Raw genomic sequence first — 25,262 nt, forward strand, 5'->3', positions numbered from 1 at the left:
TCACAAATTAATCAGACATTTACAGTTGCTGGTCTCAATGCTTCCTAACCGGGAGACAATCATGAAGTCCGCAATCGCTTTGCTTTTCCTTATCGTGTTGACAGCTTGCCAGACGACACAGGGAACCAATTCAAGGTTTGCGCTGTCGAACACAAACGGCCCCGCCTTTACGGTTATGGGCAGTTCGGCGGTATCCTCTGAACAATTCAAGAAGGAAATGACATACAGGGCTGTTAACGAAGGGCAAAGGCGGGGCTACCCGGTTCTTGCGCTTGTCAGCAACTCGCCCGTGAGGACGGAAAACGGTTTGCATAAGATGACCGCCTCGTACATGGGGCTAAATAGTTTCGCTGAAGCCGGAAAGAGTCAGGCGCTTGCCGTGAACTCATATATTGAAACCGATAACGTTTCTGGTCGCAGGCAAACAACAAATCCGAGCAAATACGGTGGTGGTCTGTTCTATCCGACCACCGCGGAGGGGCGCGCCGCCGATGCGGCGTTGAAGGGTATATCCGAAGCATTGTGGGGCCCACATAATACCAGTGGCATAACCGTCCTTGCGAGATCGACGCAATAAGCCGTTGAACCACGCAGCCTGAACGGCCTAAGCTTGCCGCTTACGATGCAAGCCACGCAAAACAGGGATGTTCGACATGCGGCGGCATGGGCCAACTACAATCAAGGTGTTGCCAACACGAACGCTTCAACTCAGCGCTCGCCAGACGTTTCCCTAATTGCGGCCCCAGATTTGTAGCAATCGACGGTGACATGAAGCAGATGGCCCAGCGGTACGGTGTTATACCGAAGGGTAGCCGCAATATGCTCACGGCAGGCCGCTCAACGACAAGTGCGAGTGGAGCCCCTCGGACCCAACAACGCAGATAGCTAGTCATTCGCGCCTACGATTTGGCCTGCGTCAATGCGTACATTGTAAGGCGCTACGTCTAATCCTACATCCGATCCAGTCGACGCGGTTCTCCTCCCATTTATCCGCGTTGGCTGTTCCCCTCTGGAGGTTTTTAACCTTCACAATTGGGCCGGGCTTTTTAGTCCGGCTTTTTTTTGTCGAGAGCAGAGACCCGTAGTCATCACATTCGGTTCACGACGATCTGTGTACGGCCGTCAAATTGAACCTACGCCAGCGCGGGCGCCGTAAAATCGTGAGGAAATGCTATGTCTATAAAATCTCTGTTTTTGGTGGCCGCGATAGCACTATCAAGCCCTATGCTTTCTGGATGCATCGACAGCGGCGGCGGCACTCAATATCAGCCCTATCATCCGGATTGGACGGGTTCCAATGGCGTTAGTTCCGGTCATATGCATTAACGTGTCAGTTGATGCAGGCCGCTCAACTACCAACCACGGATAGGAACGGCCGGTGAAAGCCCGGCACCATACGGCGCACGTGGGCTATGTATCAAACCTAGTGCCTTGAAAAGCGCTAGGTTTTTTACATTCCAAGCCTGCTTTCCCAATGTTTTCCCCAATGCGCCTCTGGTTGCGGATTTGCGTTCGGCATTGTTTGGCTGGTACTCTGCCCTTGGTTGCGTGAGCACAGGGCGGTATGCCGGCTGACACAGGGCGCGATATGGCGAATGGCAAAAACCTTCAGAGCTATTTGAGAATGAAGCACCGAAGGCGCTTGCGAAATTCCCTGAGACGGATCAGTCGGGCGATGAAAAAATTATTGCACAAGCGAGGGCGGAATCGTCCTGATTAGTACCAAGTGACTACCAAGGCCTACGGAACCGAGTCCCTTGGTTCTCCGTTCGGGTCCGATGGATGATCGACTGTTCAACGCCGTGAGGATCATGACAAGCCAGCCTGGCAGGATGCGCGTGATCACCTCCGCACTGCGCGCTGCCGAGTGCATCCTGAATGACTGGCCAATCGAGCAGGGAGCGAAGCTTTCCGTCGCGAGGGAAGCTCTTCTGGCCTGTCTTGAACGCAAGCTCTCCCCCGGAGCCGCACGCATCGCTTTCATCGAAGCGGCAAAAGAAGCTGGCAACTATGTCGATGAACCAACGCGATTGCCGCCGGCAGGAAGAGTGAAGAAGTCGCATAGGGCCAGGCGGCGCCTTTCATAAAGAAAACGGGCAACTTTCCTTTGGCCACCAGCGTTGTATAGTATTGCAAGTTTGGGAAGGAGTGACCACCATGGGAGCATCATCGCAACACTTTGTCCGGAGAATGCCAACTGCGCCCGGCCATCTTATGGATGCGAGTAAACAACACATGCCCAAGACCAAGCATGAACCGGAAAGGTTATCCGACGTGCTGAAACGCTCGAAGGGTGCTTATTCCATTAAAAAGCACACCGCCTTCGGCAAGGTAAGGGTCGTAAAAACTCCGGACTTGTAATCTGATCGGGACGATACGCCTCAAGGGCGATGATAATGAACAGGCGAGCTCCTCAACAGGAGCCCGCACCGGCCTCGCGAGCCTTGTCCTCGACCAAAGCATCAATCGCGCGCTGAACCTCCTGCAATCCCCATCCGGCAGCAAGCGCCTCCTGTGCGATGGCATACATCTCGTTCGATGAAACCTTGTCAAGGAACTGATCGCGCATCGCCTCGCGCCATTCTGCTTCGCGCTGTTCATCGTCTTCGGCAGATCGCGGGGATGCAATACGCATGGCACTCACTCCTACGGAAAAGGCATGGTAGCGAATCACTTCTGAAAACGCAAAGCCTGTCAAGTCCAACAACATTCGGGACGTATCGCACCGACGCATATCTTTATCACGGCTTTGGATGGAGCTTGGCAAAACAATGGATTTGCGGGTAAGACCACAGGACAGGCGCCCCACACCGATCGCATTTTCACCAATGAACACGCTGGAACCTTTTCGTCGTGCATTTGTTGAACAATCACAGCGACTGAGCACCAGTCGGGAGGACTCATGATGTCAATGAAATCACTCATAATCGCCGCCGTAGTCGGCCTGTCGGGCCTGTCGGCCTCCGGATGCGTCGAAACCACCGGACCTTACTATGGCGGGTACAGCGGATATGGCGGCTATTACGGAACCACCATTTATGACGACGGATATTATAACGGACCTCGCTATTACAACAACAGGTCCCGTTACTACAGTAACCGCCGTTATGATGGAAACCGCGATGACTACCGCCGCCGCAATGATTGGCGGGACAATTCAGGTAGCCGTGACGATTGGCGCCGCAGGCAGCAAGCCCGCGCGGACCGTCCCGATACACCGCGTCCTGCAAGGCCGTCGCGAAATGACAGTCGGCCCCCAAGCCAGCCCGATATATACGTCCCTCCAGTCAGCAGACCTGGCGGATACATGGGTAATCAGCAACGCTAGTTGAGAAGACAGGTGGGCGCCGCGAAAATCCACGGCGCCCAAACTGTTTCTATCAAACATGCTTTGGCGGCTCCCTCACCTCGTCGGGGTTCGGGACGGGCATTTCGTCGGGCAAGCGGTCAGGTGGCGGTTCCTCCACCGGAATTTCGCTTGGCGGACCAGGTTCTGGCGGCAGTTCTTCGGGCCGTGGCGCGGGGCCAGGATCGGTTGGCCGGTTCGTGTCTGGTCCTGGCTTCGGAATTGGTGCTGGATCGCCCATATTGTACCTCCTATATCGAAGGTTAATCCCGCGCGTCCGCTAATGTTCCGCTGCTTCTTGCGCGCACAAGGGCTTTATGCTCGAATCGGCACCATCCCGTAGCCAAAAATTGATAGTTCGCCATGTCATTCAGACCGCCGCAAAGCATCGCCGCCAGGTTCGACCGGGACAGCCCGCCAAACGCCCTTGATATGGAAATCATGGCGGAAATGGCCGCCGCGCTTGGCCGTGCTGGAGAAAAGGTCGAACAGACATTGGAAAAGCTTCACGCAGCACCGGAGTCCGGGCGACTTCCCGAGCTCAATGCCGCGGCACGCGCCGTCCACGCCTATTTCATCCAGCGCGAACTATGCGGCCTGCGCAATCACGACGACGCTATCCGTCACTACGGCATTCCGCGTGCGGTGCTGGTGCGGTTGGGTGCTGTCTGACAGGCCTGAAGGGATCTATTCGGGCGATACAGATTATTTTTCAGATTTCTCTTCTTCAAACATCACTGCCACATCAGAATTGGCCGACAGCCGAACCTTGTTGCCTTCCACTTCCGCCACCAGAGATGTTGAAATGTAATGATGATGGCCCTTGTGCGAGCCCTCCCCGCTATCTTTTTTCGTCAGTTTGATGCGCGCCCCATCGACGTGATCCACTGTCCCAACATGGACACCATCCGCTCCGATGACTTCCATATGTTCCTTGATGCCTGTTACAGCCATGACTTTACCTCCAAAAAGTGACGCGACAGGAACGCACGAAATGAACTTTGGATGCATTGCTGCGTTGAAGGCTTACGTGGGAGTTGCGAAACCTCTACTTTGATCGCAGAAATTCCTTTTCGATCATATCAATAGGTCCTGATCCTGAATGACCCACGAAATTTTGACGCCCGAAGAGATGGGTGAGGCGGACAGGCGGACGATCGCGGCCGGTCCTTATGATGGCTACGGCCTGATGCTGAATGCCGGGGCTGCCATTGCCCGCCACCTTCTCGCGAAATATGGCGACGCGACCGGATTTCATGTCCTGTGCGGACCCGGAAACAATGGCGGTGACGGCTATGTCGTTGCACGGCTGCTCGCTGAGAGCGGTGCGACGGTAGATGTCTGGTCATCCGGCGCACCCAAGCCGCAGACCGACGCGGCGCGAGCGCTTCAGGACTGTCCGCTCCAGCCGCGGCCGATCGGAGGATTCCGGCCGAACTACGGCAGCCTCGTTGTCGATGCGCTGTTTGGCGCAGGATTGAACAAAGAGATCACAGGCGAAGCGGCGGGCGCGATCGGGCGTGCCAACGAAGCCTCGGTAAAGCGGGTTGCTGTCGATGTGCCTTCGGGGCTTGACGGCTCAACAGGCCAGCCGCTCGGTACGGTCTTCAAGGCGACAAGCACAATCACGTTTTTTCGCAAGAAACCTGGCCACCTGCTATATCCGGGGCGTCATCTGTGCGGCGCGTTGATCGTCTCGGATATCGGCATAAGCAAGGACGTTCTTCGCGATATCCAACCACGCTGTTTTGAGAACACGCCGGATCTTTGGCGCGCCCTGCTTCCGGCGCCGGAAGCCGACACCCACAAGTACAAGCGCGGTCACGTCGCAGTGTTTTCCGGCGGGGCAACCGCAACAGGCGCCGCGCGGCTATCGGCGTTGGCGGCAGCAAGAAGCGGTGCGGGCGCCGTGACACTTCTGTCGCCGGCGGAAGCGCTAGGCGTCAACGCCACCCATCTCACCTCGATCATGCTCAGCCGCTGTGACCACCCGGAAGATCTGCGGTCTTTTATCGAAACACGGAAGGCCTCAAGCTTCGTGCTCGGACCGGGTTTCGGTATTGGCGAAAAAGCCCGCGACTTTGCCCTCGCCCTGTTGCGGAACCAGGATGCGAAACTGGTTTTCGATGCCGACGCGATCACATCGTTTCGGGATCATCCGGACATCCTTTTCAACGCCTCACGCAGCGCACCGGAAATCCGTCTGGTGCTGACACCGCACGACGGTGAGTTCAGGCGCCTGTTTCCCGATATTGACGAGAAAGACGTGCCTTCAAAGGTCGAACGGGCCCGCGCCGCCGCTTCCCGTTCCCATGCGATCATCATCTACAAGGGCGCCGACACTGTTATCGCATCGCCCGATGGTTGCGCCGCGATCAATACCAATGGAACTCCGCTTTTGGCCACCGCAGGTTCGGGCGATGTTCTCGCAGGTCTTGCCGCGGGCCTGATGGCGCAGGGCATGCCTGCATTCGAGGCGGCCTGTGCGGCGGTCTTCATTCACGGCGCGGCGGCACGCAGGCTGCGTTTCGGGCTGATTGCCGAAGATCTTCCAGCAGCAGCAGCCTTCGTTCTTTCGGATTTGTTGGGGAATTTGGTTCAGGAGTGATTTCAGGGAAACCGGCAAGCGCTGGATCGACCGAAATATTGAGGAGATGGACATGAGAATTTTTTGTCGACTGATTGCCTTGATGTTACTGGCCGGATTGGCAGGATGCGCCGCGATTTCATACGCCAAGGACAATTATGCGGGAATTTCACCCCAGCAGTACAAAGCAGCCAACGGCGACAGATACACAATCTATGACAATATCGCGCAAAGCCGATTGATGATCGGACCGGCAGGCAGCGCTTCTGCAACTGAAGGATTCGTCAAAGGTCTTGGTCTGAGTTCCACACCTCCTGTGGTCTACCGCGATGCTGCCGAACAGTATTTGCGGTCTACCGAGCGCAACTGCACCGCGCAGGATGTCACCCTTATCCTAGATCCGCGCTACGAGGTGCGCTATCGCTGCGACCGCACGCGCGGACCTTCCGATGTGCTGCTTGGCCCGGCCCGGCCCGGCTAGGGTCTGTTGGATCAGATTTGTCCTGATTCATTAACCCTGTCTTTACCTTGATCATTCACCTTGTTCTCAAGCGCGATTTGTACGGCGTACGCGCTTCCAAGGTTTCTTGCCACGCGTCATCAATTCGTCGCAATGGCAGGCTAATGATTACACATAGCGAATAGCTTATTTCCATTTTTGACCACGGATGTACTGGCACTGGTGTCGAGGTAAGCTTAGGAAGGTCGGGTAGCTCCCGGCCTTTTGCTTTTTGATCGCTGCAGTTGATGATTCGAACGCGCGGGTCGCCCCCCATCGTCCTTTCTGTCAATTGTATTCGAGCGTAACGACCACATTATCCGTGTAGGTTCCCGGCGAAGGGGTCGCCTGCCTAGGGACGCGCGCATAGATCGGAATTACCTTTCTTTTGCCTTCGCCTTGCTGATCTTTCAAAAAACCTGTCGTTGCGTTGTCGCCCCAAGGCTGGAGTCGTTTGTCGTCGCTGTAGAGATTGTGGCTGATCTTCTCATTGCCATTCGCCATGTTCCGGGTCTTGTTAACGTCGCCCTGACCGCCCCATCCGAGTTTGACAGCATATTTCGTGCTTGCGTCGCAATTCACCGTCACGGCACCCTGCTGATCGCGGGGCTGGTCCAGGTCTTGCCAATTTCCAAAGTCGATATGCTGACTGACATCCAATGCACAGAATGGCTTGACTTGAACGCGGACCTGCATGGTGGCGGTTACAGTGTCGCCCCCGGTAAAACTGCAGCCGGGAGGAAAAAACCATCCGGGAAATAGGAATCCCCCGACTGGTATGTAACGGAATTTAGCCTGCACGGTATCCGTATAGACCCCCTCCTCGATGCCCTTCGTGTCCAGGATCGAACCATATATGGGGAAGGATGAACTGGAGGGTACCCATTCATTTATTCTGACGAAATTGAACGGCAACACCATCTCATTGGGAACCTCGGTGCCAACCGTGTAGGGAGAGGCTTTGTTGGGGCCTCCAGCCAGCTGATAACCGATTTTCTTGCCATTGGGCCCGATCATGGAACGAGTCGTTGAACTGCCCGTCGTGCCGGCGTCCAGCGACATGCAAACACGAACCGGTTGTTGAAAGAAGCCCAGGACACTTATAAATACGTAGCTGCTGCAATCGGCATCTATCTGCATTTTCTGCTCGCTGGTCCTGCTGAGAAGAGGATCCATGCTGAACTCTAGAACGCCGGACTTGTCGAACGTGCATTTCAATTGATCGGCCGCCGAGGCCGTTCCCGACGCCAGAAACAGAACGAACAAACACATCAACGGCAGCAGAAAACGTTTCATTGACACACCACATTCCTGATTGCGACCTGGGTTCCGGGCTGCGCGCTATAGGCGAACGCCGTATGGCAGGTCTGACCATTGACGAATTCGACGGTCACGTTGTTGTTGCGCGACAGTCCCTCGATGAAGGCTTCGCCATCGTAACCGACGACGAATGTCGCATCCGACCCATCGATCCGGCCGAGGAGCCCGGCGTCAAGCGGCTTGCCGCCAGCATCGGTCAGCCCGACCAGCGCCGCGGCCGCGGCTTCCTTGACGTGGAAGTCCACGACCACACCGCCACTATTGGCTGGCACCACCACTGTGCGCGTATCGCGCACCACGGCATCGACTGGCAGGTTTTGCGGGTCGATATCGATCTGGTTCGGGTCCCAGGAATTGAGATCCGGCACGATCAGCCGCCCGCTGCTGTTGGTATGTCCAACCACATTGTTGCGCGATCTGACCTCGACATTGGCCGCGCCGACATCGACGACGGCGAAGGCATCATCGATGCGGTTGGTGGCGAAGACACCGCCGCCGGCAACGGCGATGGCGCCGTCGAACGAGCCGCTGGCGCGCACCGCATCGCCATATTGCTGGACCCAGCCATCGACGCGCGCATACTTGCTGCGATAATTGCCGCCAGCCGAGCGGTTTGCTGTTTTGCCTTCGCTGGTGCGCACGTTCCAGCCGTAGCTTCCTTCCTCGCGGGTCGCGGACTTTGAAACTTCGGCAAAGCCGGCAATGTCCTTGCCGTTCTGATCCACACCAGTCGAACCATAAATATCATTGTCGAAGGATACAGAAAGGCCGGCATAGACGCCGAAACTGTCGCTGTCGTCGAGATCCTTGAAGGCAGAGGCGTAGAACGAAGCGTTCTTCCACAGCGAAGTGCTATAGGACGTGCTGGCGGTGCGGGTTTTGTCGCCGCCCTCCGTTTCGATCTGGGTAAAGGACAGGTTGATGTTGGAGCGGCTGAACAGCGTCGGCAGGCTCAGGCTCACCTGGTCCACCGCGCGCGGCATGCGAGCCGAGAAAGTACGCGAACCTGGATAGTAGTAACTATATTGTTCGCGAATGCGCTCATTGTCGGCACTCACCGAAGCGATGTCGTCATAGTTGCCGTAGCTGCGCTGCATGCGGCCATAAAGCGAAAAATCATCGTAGCGCAATTCGAGCGAGCCATTGAGCAGCGTGCCGGTTTGCCCGTCGTGCTGGCTACCGGCGGCGGCAAGTGATGTCGCGCCACAGCGCCCGAGGGGAAAAGTGGCGCCTATGCCGCCATTGAGGAGATCGGCGCCGCCTTCCGCGTGTCCCTCCAGCGTCAGCCAGTTGGCCAGGCCATAGCGCATGGTCGCCGTGCCGAAGACATCGCTGGCATAGTCATTGGATTCGCTGCCGTAATTACGGCGCGGAAAACCGACCTCCGCCGAGAAATCGATCAATCCCTTCGCGAGCTGTTCGCTCGCTGTATAGAAGGGCAAGGTGGTTCTCGTCTCGCGGCCGAGCGTATCGCGGATGACGACCTGTGCCTCGCCGGAACCAGTGATGACTGGAAGGTTCGCGAGTTCGAACGGGCCCGCCGGAATGTCGGACGTATAGGTCTTTACATTTTGCGAGTAGACTTCAAGGGTTGAAGGCACGGCCGCCGAGCCCGAGACGACCGGCATGGGCAGCGTCACCAGATCGGAGCGCAAGGCAAAGTTACGTTCCACCTGCAGACCGCCGAGATAGACCGAGCGGGTCCATGGCAGGCTGCGGGTAACGAAATCGCCGGCATTATAGGTGATCATCCGTTCCGGGTCGGAATAGTTCCACGTCGTGTTGAGGCGCTTGAAGCCCTGCAGTTCGCCGTCGGAAAGACTGGCCGTAAACGATTGATTGACCGTCCCCAGCGGGCTGAAAAACCGGGCATCGAAGCCGCCGGAAATACCCTGAAACGGCTTGATATCCGCATCGGTCAGATCGTTTGAGCTTGAATAGAGCGTATAATTGAGCACCGCGCCCGTGCTCGATGTCGGCTTCGGCCGGTCGCGTTCGCTGCGTTCCGCATCGAGATCGATCTTGCGTGGCACGCGCGCCGCATCTGTGGCGACAACATAGATGCTCTGCGTTTCCGGCACGACATGATATTCGATGCCAGGCAGATCGTTGAGGTGGATTGACCCGTCCCGCCTGATCGCTGCCTTGAGCGGCTTGATGCCGACCTCTTCCAGCTCATCGGGCTTCGCCGTCAGACTGCCATCCGGCAATTGTTCGAACGTCCCGACAAAATCCGTGTTCGCGTCATTGATGAAAACGGCAAGCTGCAGCCCTTGCGCGCCGCGGGCTTCGGTTGCTGCGGTGACAAGCGGATCGGTGGGCACCTCTTGCGCCTGCCCTGCCCCGACGAGACTGACAGAAAGGCACAGGGCTAACGAGCCGCGGCTAATTGCTGACATCGACATTGGCTTCTACCGGCCCTTTGTCAGTCTCGAGCTTCAGGATGGCGGGACCGGCAGCCAGGCCCTTTGCATTGCCGAGCTCGAACTGTGCCGAGCCGCCGGCGGTTACATAGCCCGCAACGTCTTTCTTGATGGCAATGATCCTGCTGTTCTGCAGGAGCTGAACATCTTTCACGCGCAGCTTCGTCGCGCCGGTATTGGTTCCCGACAAGAGATAGCCGCCATTGCCGCGCCGGATATTCCAGGTCACCTGGCCCGCCGGCGTCTCGGCAGCTCTGAAGAACACGGGTAAGGAAAACCGCACCGTGAAATTGACGTTGCCATTCTTCATCTGCGGGGGGTCCGGCAATTCGTCGACCAGAACGCGGTAGCTTTCCTCGATGGCGACCGGCTTCTTGCTCACACGCACGACACGCAGGAGGTATTGATTGTTGGCGCCAACCTGCGCCACCGGCGGGCTGGCAACCACGTCGGTTGTCGGATCGAGCCTTTCGATGCCCATGACCTGGCTCCAGCGGAACACCCGCACCTGAACCTTCACAGGCTTGTTGCCGCCATTCCTGAGCGTGATGACGCCGGCTGCTTCCGGCAGCACCTTTTCCAGACGGGTGGGTGAAACCTGCAGGGAGGACGCACCGGCAACACTGGTTTGCAACGCGCACAGGCCAAGAAGACCCATGCCGTATAACAAGGATCGCATGGCGTCCTCCTGTGATGTGCGGGGTGGTTTAGTTTACGGTAATCGATACCTTGACGGTGTCCGTGTAGACGCCCACAGCCGGATTGGCCTGAACTGGCACACGGCCATAGACCGTGAAAGGTACGTTCGTTCCGGCAGTTGTTGATGTTTTCTCGACGGTATTGGTCCCGACAACATTACCCCAGACGTTGGAGTAGACGCTATCCGTATAGAGGTTGTACTTGATCTTCTTGGTCTTGTCGGAAGCCAATGCCAGATTGCGATCTGTGATCGTACCGTTAAGGCCGCCATCGAGACCAACGTTGAACGTCTTGCTTGCCGCACTGCAGGACACATTGAAGGTCGTCGACTGGTCAATATTGTCGCTCAGTGTGGTCCATGTGCCGAAATCCAGAGTGCCGGCGGCACTGCTTGTGAAAACGCTGCAACCATCTTCAATCGTAAGCTTCACGTTGAGGGTGCCGGTCTTGGACGCCGCAAATGCAGAACCGGTGAGACCGAATGAGGCCGCAAGGACAGCGGCGCATGCGATGCGTATGGGGAAACGAGGTGTCATTAAAAAATTCCTTGATTAATTGATCACATAAAAATGACCCCTACTAATTGGGAGGGGCGTTTGGTTAACATGAGTTGAAGCATGTTTCAGGTCAAGAAGCGTTCCGGTCAAAATGCGAAGTAAATCCAATTTTGCTGAAAATCATCTTGCTCCTGTTACCAAATAAACACATAACAACTTCTGCGTGTTTCTGGATATTATACTTTAGTCTATTGTCTAAGACGTTTTATGTGATTCTCCAGTACCACGCTCATGACCGGTGCCGTATCGACGCATGACGGAGATCAAAAATCGGGTGCAGTTTCACCATATCGCGTGGCCTCATGTTCAATCATCAATTGCAAACGCAAGGTGATTTATTCCAGTTGTTCGAAAACGCTGCCTTGCAAAAATCAACTTGAACATTTGTGACATTCCCGTGAATAATGGCCCGAGGGGTGCGGGACGATTGAACAGATGCTGAATGAGACGATACCCGGGGATGCGGTGACTCAGACGAGATTTCTGACACCGGACAATGTCAGCGCGGTGCTGAAGGGCCTGCCGCTCAAGGCACAGGCGGCGTTGCGCGCTGCAGCGCACCTGCCGCGCGGCACCTTGACCATCACCACACCCGACAGAAACGTCTTCAAGGTGGGTGGGCGTCAGCAAGGTCCGGATGCTTCGGTTGTGCTTCACAACTGGAACTTGCCGGGCAGAGCCTTTGCCGGCGGCACCATCGGCGTTGCTGAATCCTATATGGACGGTGATTGGGACAGCCCCGATGTGACCACTTTTCTCGAGCTCTTCGTTGTCAACGAAGAGGTGGGCGAGGACCTTGCCGGCGGCTCCAACTGGTTTATCAACGCCGTACAGCGCCTGCGCCATTGGCTGAACGACAATACGAGGGGTAGATCACGCAAGAATATCTCGGCACATTACGATCTCGGCAATGCCTTCTACCGGGAATGGCTAGACCCGACGATGACTTATTCCTCGGCGCTCTTTGATGAAGGCGTCAATGATCTCGAAGCCGCCCAGACCGCCAAATACCGGGCGCTCGCCAACAATATCGGCATCACCGCCGGGTCGCGGGTACTGGAGATTGGTTGCGGCTGGGGCGGCTTTGCCGAATATGCAGCACGTGAGATCGGCGCACATGTTACCGGGCTGACCATCAGCCGCGAGCAATTCGACTATGCAACGCAGCGCATCGAAAAGGCCGGGCTTTCCGGAATGGCCGAGATCAAATTTCAGGATTATCGCGACGAGACCGGCAAATATGACCATGTCGCCTCGATCGAGATGTTCGAAGCGGTTGGCGAGAAATACTGGCCGGTGTTCTTCGGCAAGGTCAAGGATTGCCTCAATCCGGGCGGCAGTGCTGGCATGCAGATCATCACCATTAATGACAAGAGCTTCGATCGCTATCGTAAACGGCCGGATTTCATCCAGCGCTATGTCTTCCCGGGCGGAATGCTGCCAACACCGGAGAGGCTGAAAAGCCTGGGCAAGGAGTTCGGCCTCGACCTCTACTGCGAAAATATCTTCCCCCAGGATTATGCCCGCACGCTGGCCGAATGGCGCGAGCGCTTCTGGGGTTCGTGGGACCAGCTGCGCAATCTTGGCTTCGATGGCCGCTTCAAAAAGCTCTGGGAGTTCTACCTGTTTTACTGCGAAGCGGGGTTTCGTTCCGAATATATCGACGTGCGGCAGGTGTTTTACAAATCATGACCAATTCGTTCGATGAATCATTTGAGCGTATCTGGACAATCGCCGAGTCGCTGCACCTGCCCGAGCTTGTGCGCAGCACAACCCATGGCACACCCTCGTTGAAGGTGAAGACCTCGTTCATCGGGCGTATGAAAGATTGGGAAACCTTTGCAATCCATTGCCCGCTGGAGGAGAAACCGCTGCTGATGGAGAGCGTTCCGAATATCTATTTCGAGACCGACCACTACAAAGGCTGGCCCTATATCCTCATGCACCTGGAGGCTGTTTCCGATGCGGAACTTGGCCATCGGATCAAACTTGCCTGGCATGCCAAGGCGCCGCCGAAAGTGAAAAAAGCGCTCGCAGCGGGCTGAAGGTCGCGGGAAACCGGTTTGAGCATGGTTTTGAACGACCAGAACCAAATCCAGAACATTCTTTACGCGGAAAAGTCCCGAACTCATGCAGGAAGTTGCGATTCCTATGCAAGAAACTGCGATTCTGATGCAGAATTTTCAACGCTGGGATGAAATTTGGTTGTGACGACGCGAAATAACGCTAGCTCGCGGTCTCTACGAGCGCCGTTTCAACGCCCAGACCGGTGCGATCCGCCACTTCGCGCAAAGCAAAGGATGAGTTTATCTTCGTAACGTGCGGCATGGCGGACAACCAGAATTTATGTATCCGCTCGTAGTCCTCAAGATCTTTTGCAGCAATGCGCAAGAGATAGTCATATTCGCCCGACATCAAATAACACACCAATACATTGGGGCACAGTTTTACTGCGGTCTCGAACTCGCGCAGCTGTTTGTCCGCCTGTCCCGACAGCGAAATGTTGACGATGACGATAACCGGGTGACCCAGCATCTTGTTGGAGAGCCGTGCGTGATAACCGCGGATGACGCCCGATTTCTCCAATATATCCAGCCGCCGCGAGCACGCGGACTGCGATAGTCCGACCTTTTCGGCAAGCGTCGCATTCGACATGCGGCCATCTTTCTGCAAGCTGTCGAGAATAGCGATATCAATCCTGTCTAATGACATTGTTCGAACTTTCCCCTTATATCCAGACGTTTTGCGCAAGGATATCCGAAAAATCGCGTGGCGTCGAGCTGTCTTGGCAAGGACATGCAACGCGATTTGTGCTGTTATATTTGCCTCAAAAGGGAACATCTAAAAAGCTAACAGGAGACGTCATGCGCATCGGCTGCCCAAAGGAAATTAAAAACCATGAATATCGCGTCGGCCTCACTCCGGGCGCCGTACGCGAATACATTGCCCACGGCCATGAGGTCATCGTCCAGTCCGGAGCTGGTTTAGGGATAGGCGCCGACGATGGAGCCTACCAGGCGGCAGGCGCAAAAGTCGTCAAGACTGCCGAAGAAATCTTCCAGCAGGCGGACATGATCGTCAAAGTGAAAGAGCCGCAGCCTTCCGAATGGGCGCAGCTTCGTGAAGGCCAGCTACTGTATACATATCTCCATCTCGCTCCGGATCCAGAGCAGACCAAAGGTTTGCTGGCATCCGGTGTCACCGCGATTGCCTATGAAACTGTCACCGACGACCGCGGCGGCCTGCCATTGCTTGCGCCGATGTCCGAAGTTGCCGGGCGCCTGGCCATACAGGCTGGGGCGACGGCACTTCAGAAGGCCAATGGCGGCCGAGGCGTTCTGCTTGGCGGCGTCCCCGGCGTCCTACCCGGTAAGGTCACCATTATCGGTGGCGGCGTCGTTGGCATCAATGCTGCCATGATGGCGACCGGCCTTGGCGCCGACGTTACTATTCTTGATCGCTCCATTCCGCGCCTGCGCCAGTTGGATGACATCTTCCGCGGGCGTATTCATACACGCTACTCAACCATCGAAGCCCTTGATGATGAGGTGTTTTCTGCTGACATCGTCGTCGGCGCAGTGTTGATTCCGGGTGCCGCCGCGCCAAAGCTAGTCACGCGCGAGATGCTCTCGGGCATGAAGAAGGGTGCGGTTATCGTTGACGTTGCGATCGACCAGGGCGGCTGCTTCGAGACATCACATGCGACCACGCATTCCGAACCGACTTATGAAGTAGACGGTATCATCCATTACTGCGTCGCCAACATGCCGGGCGCTGTGCCGGTAACGTCCGCTCATGCGTTGAACAATGCGACTTTGCAGTACGGCCTGCAGCTGGCCGATCGCGGCGTCAAGGCTCTCGTTGACAATCCGCATCTGCGCAACGGGCTCAACGTCCACAAGGGACGCATCACCAACCAGGCTGTTGCAGAGGCACTGGGCCTCGAGATGGTCGAGGCAAAATCGGCAATAGCTGCCTGATATTGCTGCATAAAATCAAAATCTTGGCAGGAGCGCTTCCGACCGAAGCGCTCCTGCCTTGCCGTCATCCTCGGGCTTGACCCGAGGACCCATTGGAAATGCTCAAATTACAGCGCTACATTCTTGTTTCTTCAAGAAATGCGGGTCCTCGGGTCAAGCCCGAGGATGACGGCGAGGTGGGGGATGGATGACGCAGTGGTATCGGTTGAAGGCATATGCAGTCAAAACTTGAATCCCACGAGCGCTATCCGAGCTTTTCATGCAAGTTCAATACGGCACTGGAAGCAATTGTTTCTTGCTGACCGCATATGGACATAGGCGATATCGTCCCGTGTCAGCAATTCCTCGGCCCGGACCGCAATGCCCTCCGTCTTGACCACACCTCCGGTGCCGTAAACGATACGGTCCTGGCAGGAATAGCCGCGAAGTATATAATCGCTGTTCTCGTTGAACATCTCCGGTAGTTCTGCAGTTTCCGCATGACGCTCACACGCCTCCGCGTGCAGGAAGATCGGGCCTGTTTCAGCGTATGGTTGCGGTGCCGGGAATGGACGGTGCGATAACACCAAGTATTTCTCGCCCGCCTTTACGTTCTGCAAACAGTGTCGGCAAGGAACGCCATCGCCGTCGGGCGTATAGGTTTCAGGTATCTGACCATTCGCGTCAGCCCCACCCGCTTGATAGTGACGGGCAAGTGTTGTCGTCATGGCAATAAATCGGATCGGTCTCATTCGGGTGCCTCCTTTGTTAAAACAAGGAGACACCGAATTTTGACTGCAAACCACCCGATTCTTGCTCTGATAGATGAAGCAAAACGATTACGGCCAGATCTCTAGTTAAGTAACTCAAACTCGGATCCAAGCGATTATTTGGAAACGTTGAAGCGAAGGGTCACATAGTTATAAGAGTCATTACCAGCGACTTGACCGGAAATTGTGACGGTATCGGTGCCAACAAAACCAGATGCAGCCGTATAGATAACAGATGCCATCAATATCCTTGTGTGAATTACACTTGTTTAATGGATGGCCAGCTGCGTAAGCCGAGCGGCCGTATCCTTGGGAAATCGCAATAGTTCCGTGTGAGGGCTTCGATATCAATTTCAAGGTTGGAACTTTGGCACTGGAACAATCAGGATTCACTTTGTAAAAAGTATATCCGAACTTCTGGCCCGATTTGATCGATATTGTTTCTACACCAGACCCAGTTTTCGTAGCTTTCGGGTCCGCCGTCTGGCAACCAGCTACTATAATCCCGACGAAATCGCCATCATGCTCAACGATATGTTCTTCAGCTTCATTTCAACCCTCTACAGACCGATTCGTGAAGCGATTCATAGAGAGGTATTTCGTGCCAAGCTAGGGAACTATGGTTGAATAGTATACTTATACAGCAAATCTAATCCCAAGCGTCAATTTCTGCTTCTGCAAAACTGACGGGCTTAAAACCCATTCTTTGATACATTTGCAGTGCGCGTGGACTATCCAGCGTATTAGTTTCAATGATTACGCGTTGTGGGCTGTTCATCCATGCGGTCAAAATGGCTTCATTCAGGAAGAATTTGGCAAGTCCCCTGCCCTGAAACTCGGGTACCAGACCGAAATAAAGGATTTCGGTGACCGCCTGCACCTCATCGATAACAAGTTCAAAAAAGCCTGCCGGTGAGCCATCGGCGTAGAGGACATGTATATCGACATTGCTGCGATGGATTATTGCCGCCAACTCTTCGTCATTGAGACGACGATGCACAGACCAATGATGAGGCTTACCAACCTGTTCATAGAGAAAACGATAGAAGGGTAGTGAAATCTTCGTCGCGCGCATCAGCGCCAGTTTAAAACTGACGGGCGTCGGTACGGACTGCGTCGGCCGCTCCGTCATCTCCAGATGTGTAACACGTGTCTTCAAAATTCGCGGTTTCGTCATGGGCTTATGCTTCGCCGGTAGCGACGGGAGTGTTTTTGTCTCCACCCCATTCGGTCCACGAACCATCGTAGAGAACGTTATCCTTGTGACCCACCGATTCGAGTGCGAGCGTAATCACGGCGGCTGTTATTCCGGACCCGCAACTTGTCACGACCGGCTGCGACAAGTCCACACCGGCATCATCGAAAACCTGGCGCAAACTATTGATATCCTTCAGATAACCATTATCAGCAAGACTAGATGCCGGAACGCTTCGTGCGCCGGGCATGTGGCCGGACCGCAGTCCAGCACGTGGCTCCGGATCGACACCCTTGAAGCGCCCGGCCGAGCGCGCATCCGCGATCTGCCGTGACTTGCTTTCAACGATCTCGCGCATATCCGTGAAACTTGCCACTTTGCCTGCGTCAAAGTTCGGGACAAAGGCCGAGGGGGCAATCTTGGTCACTTCGTTAGTGACAGGCCTGCCGGCGTTTTTCCAACTATCGAATCCCCCGTCCAGGATTGAGACGTTCTTTGCGCCAAACGTTCGCAACATCCACCAGACGCGCGGCGATGTAGTCATTCCAGGTCCATCATAAACGACGATCGTATCATCGTTGGTGATTCCCATGCTGCTGATGGCGGCTGCGAAGGCTTCCGGATTGAGAAGGGTGTGCGGCAGCGATGAATCCGGATTCGACATCTCTTCATGGTCGAAGAAAATCGCACCGGGAATATGGGCTGCGTCATATTCAGCTTTGGCATCCCGGTTTTGAGCGGGAAGATACCAGGATGCATCGAGGATACTGAGACCGGGCTGGCCAAGTCTTTCCTGCAGCCAATCGGCTGAAACCACAAAAGGGCTCTTGTCTGCCACGTTCATACTCCCTCTGGCAATGGACCGAAGCGGATGCGGAACCGCCTGTTTTCCTTGCCTTTCTTTTCGATTTTTCCAATGTGGATCGCGCCAACTTCACCGGTCGTCGCGACATGCGTGCCGCCGCACGGCTGCGAATCGACCGAAGCGTTTTCGCCAATGCAAACCAGTCTGATACGCCCCGTCCCTGTCGGCGGCCTTACGTTCTTGGACTTGATCAGGCCGGGATTCGCAGCGAGTTCATCGTCCGTAATCCACCGGGTGAAAATCGGATGATTGGCGTTCACCAGTTCCATCATCTTCTCGGTAACGCTTTCCTTGGTCACACCCGCGTCCGGCAGATCGAAGTCAACGCGGCTATCGTCTTCGCTGACCGCCGCGCCTGTGATCGGAAACGGGCAAACGACGCTGAGTAGATGGCAGGCCGTATGCATTCGCATCAGCTTGTAGCGCCTGTCCCAATCGAGGCGCAGGGTCAGCCTTTCACCGATGGCCGGGATGGGCTGGTCGGGTGCCGGTACGTGGATGATTTCTTCCTTGCTCTCACCGGTCACAGTTGCAGCGATGGCGATGGTTGAGCCATCGGAGCGAACGAAAACACCGGTATCGCCGGGTTGGCCGCCCGATGTGGCATAAAACACGGTCTGGTCGGTCAGGATGCCGCCCCGCTCGTTTATTGCCAATACTGTCGCTTCGATTGCTTCAAGATAAGAATCTTCGCGAAAAAGAATAGCCGTATCGTAAGCCATCAGGATTCATTCTCGAAGGGAACGGATATATCTACCTTTGCTTCCATCCATGCCGGAACTGGCAAGTCCTTAGAACGCAAGAACTCCGGATTGAACATTTTGGACTGATAGCGACTGCCATAGTCGCAGAGCACCGTCACGATAATCTTGTCCGGTCCCATATCCCGCGCCATGCGGATCGCGCCGGCAATATTGATCCCCGACGATCCTCCCAAACACAGCCCTTCTTCCTCGACGAGGTCGAAGATAATTTCGAGAGCCTCAGAGTCGGGGATCTGATAGGAAAAATCTGGCGTAAACCCTTCAAGATTGGCCGTAACACGGCCCTGCCCAATGCCCTCGGTAATGGAATTTCCCTCGGATTTGAACTCGGCGGTCGTGTAATAGGAAAACAGCGCCGCGCCCAGTGGATCGGCAAGTCCGATCTTGATACTCGCGTCCCTTGCTTTCAGTCCCTGCGCTACCCCGGCGAGCGTGCCGCCTGAACCCACCGCGCAGATAAACCCATCCACTTTGCCATTCGTATCGCGCCATATCTCCTGTGCCGTCGTTTCCACATGCGCCTGACGATTGGCGACATTGTCAAACTGGTTGGCCCAGATGGCACCGTTCGGCTCGGTTTTTGCCATCTGCTCCGCAAGACGGCCGGAGACTTTTACATAATTGTTCGGGTTCCTGTAGGGAACAGCGGGCACTTCGACCAACTCGGCACCGAGGAGACGGAGGGCATCTTTCTTTTCCTGGCTCTGCGTTTCGGGAATAACGATGACGGTGCGGTAGCCAAGTGTCTTGGCAACCATTGTAAGCCCGATACCCGTGTTACCTGCGGTACCTTCGACGATCACACCACCTCGCCTCAGGAGCCCGCGTTCCTCGGCGTCGCGGATTATGTAGAGCGCTGCGCGATCCTTGACGGATTGGCCCGGATTGAGGAATTCAGCCTTGCCGTAAATTTCGCAGCCAGTGAGATCGGAAGCCTTCTTGAGACGAATGAGCGGTGTGTTTCCGATGGTGTCGATCACTGAATCATACATAGGCCAAGTCCTTCATTCTGCGTGGCTTGAACCTATTTGTCCCGATCAAACCGTTCAAGCATAGAATTTTTCAAACCAGACGATATGCGGATATTTTTTTCAAAGACACATATGAAAAGGCCGCCAACACGATGTGCCAGCGGCCCGATAATACGTCAACAGAAGCTGTTAAGCAGCCCTTGCGCCGAAGCCTTTTTTGTTGCGGCGGAATGGACGCTTCTGTGCGGGGGCACCTGCATCATTGCTCCATACCTTTTCACCGCGTGGTTCACGCGGCTTGCCAGCAGACTGGCCGCGATGCGGCTTCTTGCCAGGCGCACCGTTACCGCCTTCGCGACGCGGCGGGCGCTGGTCGCTATTGGCAGCACGAGCAGGAAGGCTCGAAAGGTCGATCGGCGAATCCGCCATTGGCAGACGCATGCGCGTAACGCGTTCGACAGCCTTGAACTTGGAAGCCTCTTCCGCCGGATCATAAAGCGTGATCGCCTTACCGGATGCGCCATTACGGCCCGTACGGCCGATCCGATGGACATAGCTCTCTGGCTCGTCCGGCAGATCGAAATTGATCACGTGGCTGATGCCAACGACATCGATGCCGCGCGCAGCGATATCGGTTGCGACCAGAATACGTACGGAACCATCCTTGAAGCCATTCAACGCGCGCTGGCGCGCATTTTGCGACTTGTTGCCGTGAATGGCCGCAACATTATAGCCGTCTTTCTCCAGAACGCGCGTAACCGCGTCAGCTCCATGCTTGGTTCGGGTAAAGACGATAACCGACGACAAGTCCGCATCCTTAAGCATGGCAGATAGAACCTGCTTCTTCTGCTTGGTCGGTATCATGTGAACAACCTGCTTGATCTCGGCAGCCGTTGTACCCTGCGGCGCAACTTCCACACGAACGGGATTGCGCAAAAGGCTTGCAGCCAATGTGGCAACTTCCTGCGGCATTGTCGCCGAGAACAGAGCCGTCTGGCGATCACGATGAGTGCCCTTGGCAATGCGCTTCACATCGTTGATGAAGCCCATGTCGAGCATGCGGTCAGCTTCATCGAGCACGAGCCAGCGCGTCTCCGAGAGATCGACGCGGTTGTCACGCACAAGATCGGTCAAACGTCCTGGTGTTGCGATCAAGACATCGACGCCGCCCTGCATCTTGTTGATCTGGGCAATGCGTGAGACACCACCAAGAACAAGCGCAGTCGAAATGTGCGCGCCTTTTGCCAGTGTACGGAACGTTTCTTCGATCTGTACGGCAAGTTCGCGGGTTGGAGCGAGGATGAGCGCACGGGCGGTCTTGCCCTTGCGCTTATCACCAATGGTTATAATTTTCTGCAGGATCGGCAGTGCAAAAGCCGCTGTCTTGCCGGAGCCTGTTTGGGCGATGCCAAGAATATCCTGACCGGCGAGCTGCGCCGGGATAGCCTGTGCCTGGATGGGCTTGGGGGTAGCCATTCCAGCTGCCTCGACTGCCTTGAGCAGGACGGCATTCAGACCCATGGCGGCAAAGCCGTTTGTTTCAATAGTTTCCAATTCAATCTTCTTTCATTGGCCGGCGCGGAAAACCGCGGGCCACACAACGCATCACAGGGCGCAACCTGCGTGCAATAATTTTGGGATAAACGACGAGACGCGAGGAACCCTACGCCAATGGCTTGGGTTCATGCGACTTGCGCAGCCGTGCCCACCGCATCATGCGGATGGGTCTCAGACGCCACGAAGTCCTCAATCGGAAGACCGGATTGCCCGGTCCAAGCGCCTGACCGGCATATGGGCCTTCTTACGCCAAAAAGCAAACGATTTTATTGTGCGGCGCAAAAGGACCAGCTATCTGGCGAACCGTTTAGCGCCCGCCACGCATAGTATCACTGCAATGGTGACGGCAATCATCGGCCAGCTGACGGATTCGTGCAGCAGTGCCGCAGCGAGAACGAGACCGAAGAAGGGTTGCAGCAACTGCAGTTGACCGACAGCCCCAATTCCGCCTTGAGCCAGCCCGCGATACCAGAAAATGAAACCTATCAGCATTGAAAAAAGCGAGACGTAGAAGAGGCCAATCCAGGCGGGCTGCTTGATGACGCTCAAATCCGACGGGAAAACATAGAGGGTCAGAGGCAACATGACTGGTAGAGAAAGGACCAGCGCCCAGCATATCACCTGCCAGCCCCCTAATTTGCGCGACAACTGGGCACCTTCTGCATAGCCAAGCCCGCAAACGACAATGGCCGCGAACATCAAAAGATCGCCGGTTAGCGAGGCCGCGAAATTCTGCGTCAATGCAAATCCAGCAACGAGTAGGCTGCCCGCACAGGAAAACAGCCAGAACATGGGACGCATGCGCTCACCGCCGCGCAATACACCAAAAATGGCGGTTGCAAGCGGCAAAAGCCCGATAAACACAATGGAATGAGCCGATGTGATATGGCGTAGCGCCAGTGCAGTCAGAAGCGGAAAGCCAACGACGACACCCATGGCAGTTACGAATAGCGGGCCGAGATCCGTCCTCATCGGGCGCTTTTCGCGGAAGGCTACTAGCAGGGCAAGCGCCAGCGCAGCTGCAATCGTGGCACGCGCACCGGTCACGAAGATGGGATCAAATCCAGCAACGGCCGCCCGAGTGGCGGGCAACGACCCACTGAAAATGAGTACGCCGATAAATCCGTTAATCCAGCCGCTTGTTACCTTGTCCATATTTTCTCTGCCATGCGATCACATCGTAGGCTGTATCAACCCTATGCAGTGGATTTTCCAGATACGGTACAGTACAATACACGCAAACTGTCATGGGATGGCAAGCAGTACGGATGGACAAAACCGTTGAACTCAAGCTCGAAGGCGGTACGCTGGTCAATCGCGTGATGCACGAGGTTCGTCAACGCATTGCCGGGCGCGCACTCACGCCGGGAGCAAAGCTCCCCTCAATACGCAGTTTTGCCAAGACGTTGTCAGTATCGAAATCGACAATTGTCGAGGCGTATGACCGGCTCGCGGCCGAAGGCATCATCTTGTCGCGACGCGGCTCGGGCTTTTATGTCGCCGGTCATCTGCCGCCTCTGTCACTGGCCGAAATCGGGCCGCGGCTTGACCATGCCATCGACCCTCTCTGGGTGTCACGCACGTCACTGGATGCAAATAGCACCACGGCAAAGCCCGGTTGTGGTTGGCTGCCCTCCTCATGGATGCCTGAAGCAGGAATTCGTCGCGCCCTGCGCGCCGTGGCAAGGGCGGATGAGTCCTCCCTCACCGACTATGCATCGCCGTTAGGCTTGAAACCATTGCGCCAACTACTTGCACGCCGCATGGATGGACATGGCATTGAGGCGGTTCCCGACCAGATCATGTTGACGGAATCAGGGACACAGGCAATTGATCTGCTTTGCCGTTTCCTGATTGAGCCTGGGGATGCCGTCATCGTGGATGACCCGTGTTATTTCAACTTCCACGCCTTGCTCAAGGCGCATCGAGCCAAGGTGGTCGGGGTACCTTACACGCCGAACGGTCCCGACCTCGACCGATTTGCGGAAGCGCTTTCGGGACACCGGCCGCGCGTCTACATTACCAATTCCGCCCTGCATAACCCGACTGGCGCAGTTCTTTCGCCCGTCGTTGCCCATCGGCTGCTCAAGCTTGCAGAACAGTACAATCTGACAATCATCGAAGATGATATTTTTGCCGATTTCGAACATGAACCAGCACCTCGGCTCGCAGCGTTCGATGGGCTCGATCGAGTCGTGCACATCGGGAGCTTTTCCAAATCGCTATCGGCATCTGTTCGCTGCGGCTTCATCGCTGCGCGGCGCAACTGGATCGAGGGGCTGGTGGATTTGCGCATCGCTACATCCTTTGGCGGCGGACGCCTGGGTGCAGAACTCGTATTGTTCATGCTGAAGGATGGAAGCTATCGCAAGCACATGGACGGCCTGCGCGCGCAACTGGCAAAGAGCATGGGCGAAACGATCGCCAAGCTGAAGCCGCTCGGCCTGGCTCCCTGGATCGAATCGCGCGGCGGCATGTTTCTGTGGTGCAAACTGCCCGAAGGCGTGGATGCTGCGAAAATTGCGCAGCGCGGACTGGCAGAAGGGGTCATTTTTGCGCCAGGTAACGTGTTCAGCCAGTCGCAGGCCGCTTCTTCCTACATGCGTTTCAATGTGGCGCAGTGCAACGACCCGCGTATTTTCACGGTACTGGAAAGGCTGATTGCCGATCAGGCCGCTTCTGCCAGTTTTTGAAGAGCCAAGACGGTGCGCCAGTTGCGTGCGGTGAGCGGCACTTTCAGCGCCTTGTCGAGTGCGAGGGCGAGTTTTGAAGTGCCAAAACCGTCGGGCGTATAGAGGTAAAGAACACGGTTCCTGACAGTAAAACTTTCGGTTTCACTCGCCTTGCTGGCAAAATTTTCAAGCGCAGTGTCAGTCGGGTCTTCATCAAGAATGACGGCGTGAAGCGACTTTGGATTTTCTTGGGCTTGGGGATAAGGATTCTTCGCGATCATACAGTTCCATTCATCAATATTGCGGATGGAGACACGCGATTCGAAACTGAACGTTTTCAAAAAAAGGTCCGAAATTGCCTCGGCTATCTGGCGCGCCGTCTTGTTGGACCTGAGAACGACATTGCCGCTTTGTACATAGGTTTTCACCTCCTCGAAGCCCGCCTCGACAAGCATGTCCCGCAGTGTTTCCATCTTAACTTTTTTGTTGCCGCCAACATTGATGCCGCGAAACAGCACAATATAGATAGTCACTTTGCATCCCCCGCCATTTGCTTAGCCAAATGGGCCAGCTTGAGCACTGTATTCCAGTTTCTCGCGGTAGCTGCAACTTTCAATGTTTTTTCAATCTTAGGATGCAGTCTTGCATTCGAAACACCATGCGGCGCGTAATAATACAGCACCCTTCCCCTTATCTCGAACTGCTCCGGCCCTGTCGCTTTTTGCTCCAACGCCTTCACCGCCTCTGCATCAGGTGTCCGCTCCAGAACATAGGCATGAAGTTTGGCCGGTTCACTCACAGCCAGCGGGAATGGATTTTGGGTAATGAGCTTGGCCCATTCCGCCCTACTGACGATCATGATGTGCTTGGAGAAGCCAAAATGCTCCAATGCCGTCGTAGCCACACGCTTAGCGATGCGCTTTGGCCTATCGTTTGAGGTAAGAACGACATTGCCGGTGTTGATATAGGTTACAACGGACTCAAAGCCTTCCTCGACCAAGGCCGCTTTCAATGGCTGCACGGGAAGCAACGTATCCCCACCGACACCGCGAAACAGAATGATCCAGCAGGTCACTAT

Annotated in this window: 27 protein-coding genes; 10 read left to right on the forward strand and 17 right to left on the reverse strand. The window is 55.6% G+C overall.

The annotated features are described in order from the left end of the window. Positions 1-61: 61 nt before the first annotated feature. On the forward strand, positions 62-577 hold the full coding sequence (locus FHS21_RS19280) for a hypothetical protein (protein WP_112530274.1): 516 nt from the start codon (positions 62-64) through the stop codon (positions 575-577). 1,180 nt (positions 578-1,757) lie between these two features. Beyond that, a complete protein-coding gene (locus tag FHS21_RS19285) occupies positions 1,758-2,087 on the forward strand; it encodes a DUF982 domain-containing protein (RefSeq protein WP_158482194.1) in 330 nt (109 codons plus the stop codon). A 326-nt stretch (positions 2,088-2,413) separates the two neighbouring features. Here the strand turns inward: FHS21_RS19285 and FHS21_RS19290 are convergent, their stop codons facing one another. Continuing rightward, positions 2,414-2,635, reverse strand: coding sequence for a hypothetical protein (locus FHS21_RS19290; protein WP_158482195.1), 222 nt, complete (start codon positions 2,633-2,635; stop codon positions 2,414-2,416). A 276-nt stretch (positions 2,636-2,911) separates the two neighbouring features. Here FHS21_RS19290 and FHS21_RS19295 point away from each other — a divergent pair, with 276 nt between their 5' ends. Then, positions 2,912-3,328 (forward strand): hypothetical protein, encoded by a 417-nt coding sequence (locus FHS21_RS19295; RefSeq protein ID WP_158482196.1) that lies wholly within the window; start codon positions 2,912-2,914, stop codon positions 3,326-3,328. Positions 3,329-3,380: 52 nt separating this feature from the next. On the opposite strand, the gene FHS21_RS19300 is transcribed toward FHS21_RS19295, so the two are convergent. Next, entirely contained in the window at positions 3,381-3,587 is a 207-nt protein-coding gene (locus FHS21_RS19300; protein ID WP_112530266.1) for a hypothetical protein, read from the reverse strand. Positions 3,588-3,709: 122 nt separating this feature from the next. Between FHS21_RS19300 and FHS21_RS19305 the strand changes: the two genes are divergently transcribed. Further along, complete coding sequence (locus FHS21_RS19305; protein WP_112530264.1) at positions 3,710-4,018, forward strand: DUF6665 family protein; 309 nt, start codon at positions 3,710-3,712, stop codon at positions 4,016-4,018. Between the two features lie 33 nt (positions 4,019-4,051). Here FHS21_RS19305 and FHS21_RS19310 read toward each other — a convergent pair whose 3' ends face one another. Beyond that, positions 4,052-4,300 (reverse strand): DUF2171 domain-containing protein, encoded by a 249-nt coding sequence (locus FHS21_RS19310; protein WP_112530262.1) that lies wholly within the window; start codon positions 4,298-4,300, stop codon positions 4,052-4,054. A gap of 148 nt (positions 4,301-4,448) precedes the next feature. On the opposite strand from FHS21_RS19310, the gene FHS21_RS19315 reads away from it, so the two are divergent. Next, complete coding sequence (locus tag FHS21_RS19315) at positions 4,449-5,954, forward strand: NAD(P)H-hydrate dehydratase (RefSeq protein WP_112530260.1); 1,506 nt, start codon at positions 4,449-4,451, stop codon at positions 5,952-5,954. Between the two features lie 52 nt (positions 5,955-6,006). Continuing rightward, positions 6,007-6,414, forward strand: coding sequence for a hypothetical protein (locus FHS21_RS19320; protein ID WP_183663696.1), 408 nt, complete (start codon positions 6,007-6,009; stop codon positions 6,412-6,414). 306 nt (positions 6,415-6,720) lie between these two features. On the opposite strand, the gene FHS21_RS19325 is transcribed toward FHS21_RS19320, so the two are convergent. From FHS21_RS19325 to FHS21_RS19340, 4 genes are read right to left on the reverse strand one after another with little or no spacing between them, the layout of a single operon-like run. Beyond that, entirely contained in the window at positions 6,721-7,728 is a 1,008-nt protein-coding gene (locus FHS21_RS19325; protein ID WP_112551877.1) for a Csu type fimbrial protein, read from the reverse strand. Then, positions 7,725-10,151 carry a fimbria/pilus outer membrane usher protein gene (locus FHS21_RS19330; RefSeq protein WP_246411104.1) on the reverse strand — a complete coding sequence of 809 codons (2,427 nt, stop codon included), beginning with the start codon at positions 10,149-10,151 and terminating at the stop codon, positions 7,725-7,727. The genes FHS21_RS19325 and FHS21_RS19330 overlap by 4 nt, the downstream gene beginning before the upstream one ends. After that, entirely contained in the window at positions 10,138-10,854 is a 717-nt protein-coding gene (locus tag FHS21_RS19335; protein WP_183663698.1) for a fimbrial biogenesis chaperone, read from the reverse strand. The genes FHS21_RS19330 and FHS21_RS19335 overlap by 14 nt, the downstream gene beginning before the upstream one ends. 28 nt (positions 10,855-10,882) lie before the next feature. Beyond that, positions 10,883-11,410, reverse strand: coding sequence for a Csu type fimbrial protein (locus tag FHS21_RS19340; protein ID WP_112530250.1), 528 nt, complete (start codon positions 11,408-11,410; stop codon positions 10,883-10,885). Between the two features lie 456 nt (positions 11,411-11,866). Here FHS21_RS19340 and FHS21_RS19345 point away from each other — a divergent pair, with 456 nt between their 5' ends. Both FHS21_RS19345 and FHS21_RS19350 read left to right on the forward strand, forming a co-directional pair. Then, positions 11,867-13,123 carry an SAM-dependent methyltransferase gene (locus tag FHS21_RS19345; RefSeq protein ID WP_112530248.1) on the forward strand — a complete coding sequence of 419 codons (1,257 nt, stop codon included), beginning with the start codon at positions 11,867-11,869 and terminating at the stop codon, positions 13,121-13,123. Next, positions 13,120-13,476 carry a hypothetical protein gene (locus FHS21_RS19350; RefSeq protein ID WP_183663700.1) on the forward strand — a complete coding sequence of 119 codons (357 nt, stop codon included), beginning with the start codon at positions 13,120-13,122 and terminating at the stop codon, positions 13,474-13,476. Before FHS21_RS19345 ends, FHS21_RS19350 begins: the two co-directional genes overlap by 4 nt. A 181-nt stretch (positions 13,477-13,657) precedes the next feature. Here FHS21_RS19350 and FHS21_RS19355 read toward each other — a convergent pair whose 3' ends face one another. Beyond that, positions 13,658-14,143: an Lrp/AsnC family transcriptional regulator gene (locus FHS21_RS19355; protein WP_112530244.1), complete on the reverse strand. Its 486-nt coding sequence runs from the start codon at positions 14,141-14,143 to the stop codon at positions 13,658-13,660. Between the two features lie 152 nt (positions 14,144-14,295). Between FHS21_RS19355 and ald the strand changes: the two genes are divergently transcribed. Next, positions 14,296-15,411 carry an alanine dehydrogenase gene (gene ald, locus FHS21_RS19360; protein ID WP_112530242.1) on the forward strand — a complete coding sequence of 372 codons (1,116 nt, stop codon included), beginning with the start codon at positions 14,296-14,298 and terminating at the stop codon, positions 15,409-15,411. A gap of 257 nt (positions 15,412-15,668) precedes the next feature. Here the strand turns inward: ald and FHS21_RS19365 are convergent, their stop codons facing one another. From FHS21_RS19365 to FHS21_RS19395, 7 genes are all read right to left on the reverse strand, one after another. After that, complete coding sequence (locus FHS21_RS19365; RefSeq protein ID WP_183663702.1) at positions 15,669-16,142, reverse strand: DUF1203 domain-containing protein; 474 nt, start codon at positions 16,140-16,142, stop codon at positions 15,669-15,671. Between the two features lie 667 nt (positions 16,143-16,809). Beyond that, complete coding sequence (locus tag FHS21_RS19370; RefSeq protein WP_112530238.1) at positions 16,810-17,337, reverse strand: GNAT family N-acetyltransferase; 528 nt, start codon at positions 17,335-17,337, stop codon at positions 16,810-16,812. A 4-nt stretch (positions 17,338-17,341) separates the two neighbouring features. After that, positions 17,342-18,193, reverse strand: coding sequence for a 3-mercaptopyruvate sulfurtransferase (sseA, locus tag FHS21_RS19375; RefSeq protein ID WP_112530236.1), 852 nt, complete (start codon positions 18,191-18,193; stop codon positions 17,342-17,344). A gap of 2 nt (positions 18,194-18,195) precedes the next feature. After that, complete coding sequence (locus FHS21_RS19380; protein WP_112530234.1) at positions 18,196-18,942, reverse strand: alanyl-tRNA editing protein; 747 nt, start codon at positions 18,940-18,942, stop codon at positions 18,196-18,198. After that, entirely contained in the window at positions 18,942-19,976 is a 1,035-nt protein-coding gene (locus FHS21_RS19385; protein ID WP_112530232.1) for a cysteine synthase A, read from the reverse strand. Before FHS21_RS19385 ends, FHS21_RS19380 begins: the two co-directional genes overlap by 1 nt. A gap of 168 nt (positions 19,977-20,144) precedes the next feature. Then, positions 20,145-21,476, reverse strand: a complete 1,332-nt coding sequence (locus tag FHS21_RS19390) for a DEAD/DEAH box helicase (protein ID WP_112530420.1) — start codon at positions 21,474-21,476, stop codon at positions 20,145-20,147. 327 nt (positions 21,477-21,803) lie between these two features. Further along, entirely contained in the window at positions 21,804-22,667 is an 864-nt protein-coding gene (locus FHS21_RS19395) for a DMT family transporter (RefSeq protein WP_112530230.1), read from the reverse strand. A 113-nt stretch (positions 22,668-22,780) separates the two neighbouring features. Between FHS21_RS19395 and FHS21_RS19400 the strand changes: the two genes are divergently transcribed. Then, positions 22,781-24,205, forward strand: a complete 1,425-nt coding sequence (locus tag FHS21_RS19400) for an aminotransferase-like domain-containing protein (RefSeq protein ID WP_112530228.1) — start codon at positions 22,781-22,783, stop codon at positions 24,203-24,205. On the opposite strand, the gene FHS21_RS19405 is transcribed toward FHS21_RS19400, so the two are convergent. Together FHS21_RS19405 and FHS21_RS19410 are read right to left on the reverse strand one after the other, a co-directional pair. After that, the gene (locus FHS21_RS19405) at positions 24,181-24,717 is read right to left on the reverse strand and encodes a DUF1697 domain-containing protein (protein WP_112530226.1); all 537 of its coding nucleotides are present in this window, start codon (positions 24,715-24,717) and stop codon (positions 24,181-24,183) included. The genes FHS21_RS19400 and FHS21_RS19405 overlap by 25 nt on opposite strands. Continuing rightward, positions 24,714-25,259, reverse strand: a complete 546-nt coding sequence (locus tag FHS21_RS19410) for a DUF1697 domain-containing protein (protein WP_112530224.1) — start codon at positions 25,257-25,259, stop codon at positions 24,714-24,716. The genes FHS21_RS19405 and FHS21_RS19410 overlap by 4 nt, the downstream gene beginning before the upstream one ends. Positions 25,260-25,262: the final 3 nt, after the last annotated feature.

This window comes from Phyllobacterium trifolii, assembly GCF_014192095.1.
Lineage (GTDB): Bacteria > Pseudomonadota > Alphaproteobacteria > Rhizobiales > Rhizobiaceae > Phyllobacterium > Phyllobacterium trifolii.

What these genes read in the sequence shown, in the direction of transcription:
- FHS21_RS19340 (WP_112530250.1), bottom strand. Translation starts at nt 11,410, where the DNA reads ATGACACCTCGTTTCCCCATACGCATCGCATGCGCCGCTGTCCTTGCG.
- FHS21_RS19310 (WP_112530262.1), bottom strand. Translation starts at nt 4,300, where the DNA reads ATGGCTGTAACAGGCATCAAGGAACATATGGAAGTCATCGGAGCGGAT.
- FHS21_RS19315 (WP_112530260.1), top strand. Translation starts at nt 4,449, where the DNA reads ATGACCCACGAAATTTTGACGCCCGAAGAGATGGGTGAGGCGGACAGG.
- FHS21_RS19300 (WP_112530266.1), bottom strand. Translation starts at nt 3,587, where the DNA reads ATGGGCGATCCAGCACCAATTCCGAAGCCAGGACCAGACACGAACCGG.
- FHS21_RS19305 (WP_112530264.1), top strand. Translation starts at nt 3,710, where the DNA reads ATGTCATTCAGACCGCCGCAAAGCATCGCCGCCAGGTTCGACCGGGAC.
- FHS21_RS19390 (WP_112530420.1), bottom strand. Translation starts at nt 21,476, where the DNA reads ATGGGTCTGAATGCCGTCCTGCTCAAGGCAGTCGAGGCAGCTGGAATG.
- ald (WP_112530242.1), top strand. Translation starts at nt 14,296, where the DNA reads ATGCGCATCGGCTGCCCAAAGGAAATTAAAAACCATGAATATCGCGTC.
- FHS21_RS19345 (WP_112530248.1), top strand. Translation starts at nt 11,867, where the DNA reads ATGCTGAATGAGACGATACCCGGGGATGCGGTGACTCAGACGAGATTT.
- FHS21_RS19290 (WP_158482195.1), bottom strand. Translation starts at nt 2,635, where the DNA reads ATGCGTATTGCATCCCCGCGATCTGCCGAAGACGATGAACAGCGCGAA.
- FHS21_RS19365 (WP_183663702.1), bottom strand. Translation starts at nt 16,142, where the DNA reads ATGAGACCGATCCGATTTATTGCCATGACGACAACACTTGCCCGTCAC.
- FHS21_RS19330 (WP_246411104.1), bottom strand. Translation starts at nt 10,151, where the DNA reads ATGTCAGCAATTAGCCGCGGCTCGTTAGCCCTGTGCCTTTCTGTCAGT.
- FHS21_RS19325 (WP_112551877.1), bottom strand. Translation starts at nt 7,728, where the DNA reads ATGAAACGTTTTCTGCTGCCGTTGATGTGTTTGTTCGTTCTGTTTCTG.
- FHS21_RS19355 (WP_112530244.1), bottom strand. Translation starts at nt 14,143, where the DNA reads ATGTCATTAGACAGGATTGATATCGCTATTCTCGACAGCTTGCAGAAA.
- FHS21_RS19295 (WP_158482196.1), top strand. Translation starts at nt 2,912, where the DNA reads ATGAAATCACTCATAATCGCCGCCGTAGTCGGCCTGTCGGGCCTGTCG.
- FHS21_RS19350 (WP_183663700.1), top strand. Translation starts at nt 13,120, where the DNA reads ATGACCAATTCGTTCGATGAATCATTTGAGCGTATCTGGACAATCGCC.
- FHS21_RS19400 (WP_112530228.1), top strand. Translation starts at nt 22,781, where the DNA reads ATGGACAAAACCGTTGAACTCAAGCTCGAAGGCGGTACGCTGGTCAAT.
- FHS21_RS19335 (WP_183663698.1), bottom strand. Translation starts at nt 10,854, where the DNA reads ATGCGATCCTTGTTATACGGCATGGGTCTTCTTGGCCTGTGCGCGTTG.
- FHS21_RS19320 (WP_183663696.1), top strand. Translation starts at nt 6,007, where the DNA reads ATGAGAATTTTTTGTCGACTGATTGCCTTGATGTTACTGGCCGGATTG.
- FHS21_RS19385 (WP_112530232.1), bottom strand. Translation starts at nt 19,976, where the DNA reads ATGTATGATTCAGTGATCGACACCATCGGAAACACACCGCTCATTCGT.
- FHS21_RS19395 (WP_112530230.1), bottom strand. Translation starts at nt 22,667, where the DNA reads ATGGACAAGGTAACAAGCGGCTGGATTAACGGATTTATCGGCGTACTC.
- FHS21_RS19370 (WP_112530238.1), bottom strand. Translation starts at nt 17,337, where the DNA reads ATGACGAAACCGCGAATTTTGAAGACACGTGTTACACATCTGGAGATG.
- FHS21_RS19380 (WP_112530234.1), bottom strand. Translation starts at nt 18,942, where the DNA reads ATGGCTTACGATACGGCTATTCTTTTTCGCGAAGATTCTTATCTTGAA.
- FHS21_RS19280 (WP_112530274.1), top strand. Translation starts at nt 62, where the DNA reads ATGAAGTCCGCAATCGCTTTGCTTTTCCTTATCGTGTTGACAGCTTGC.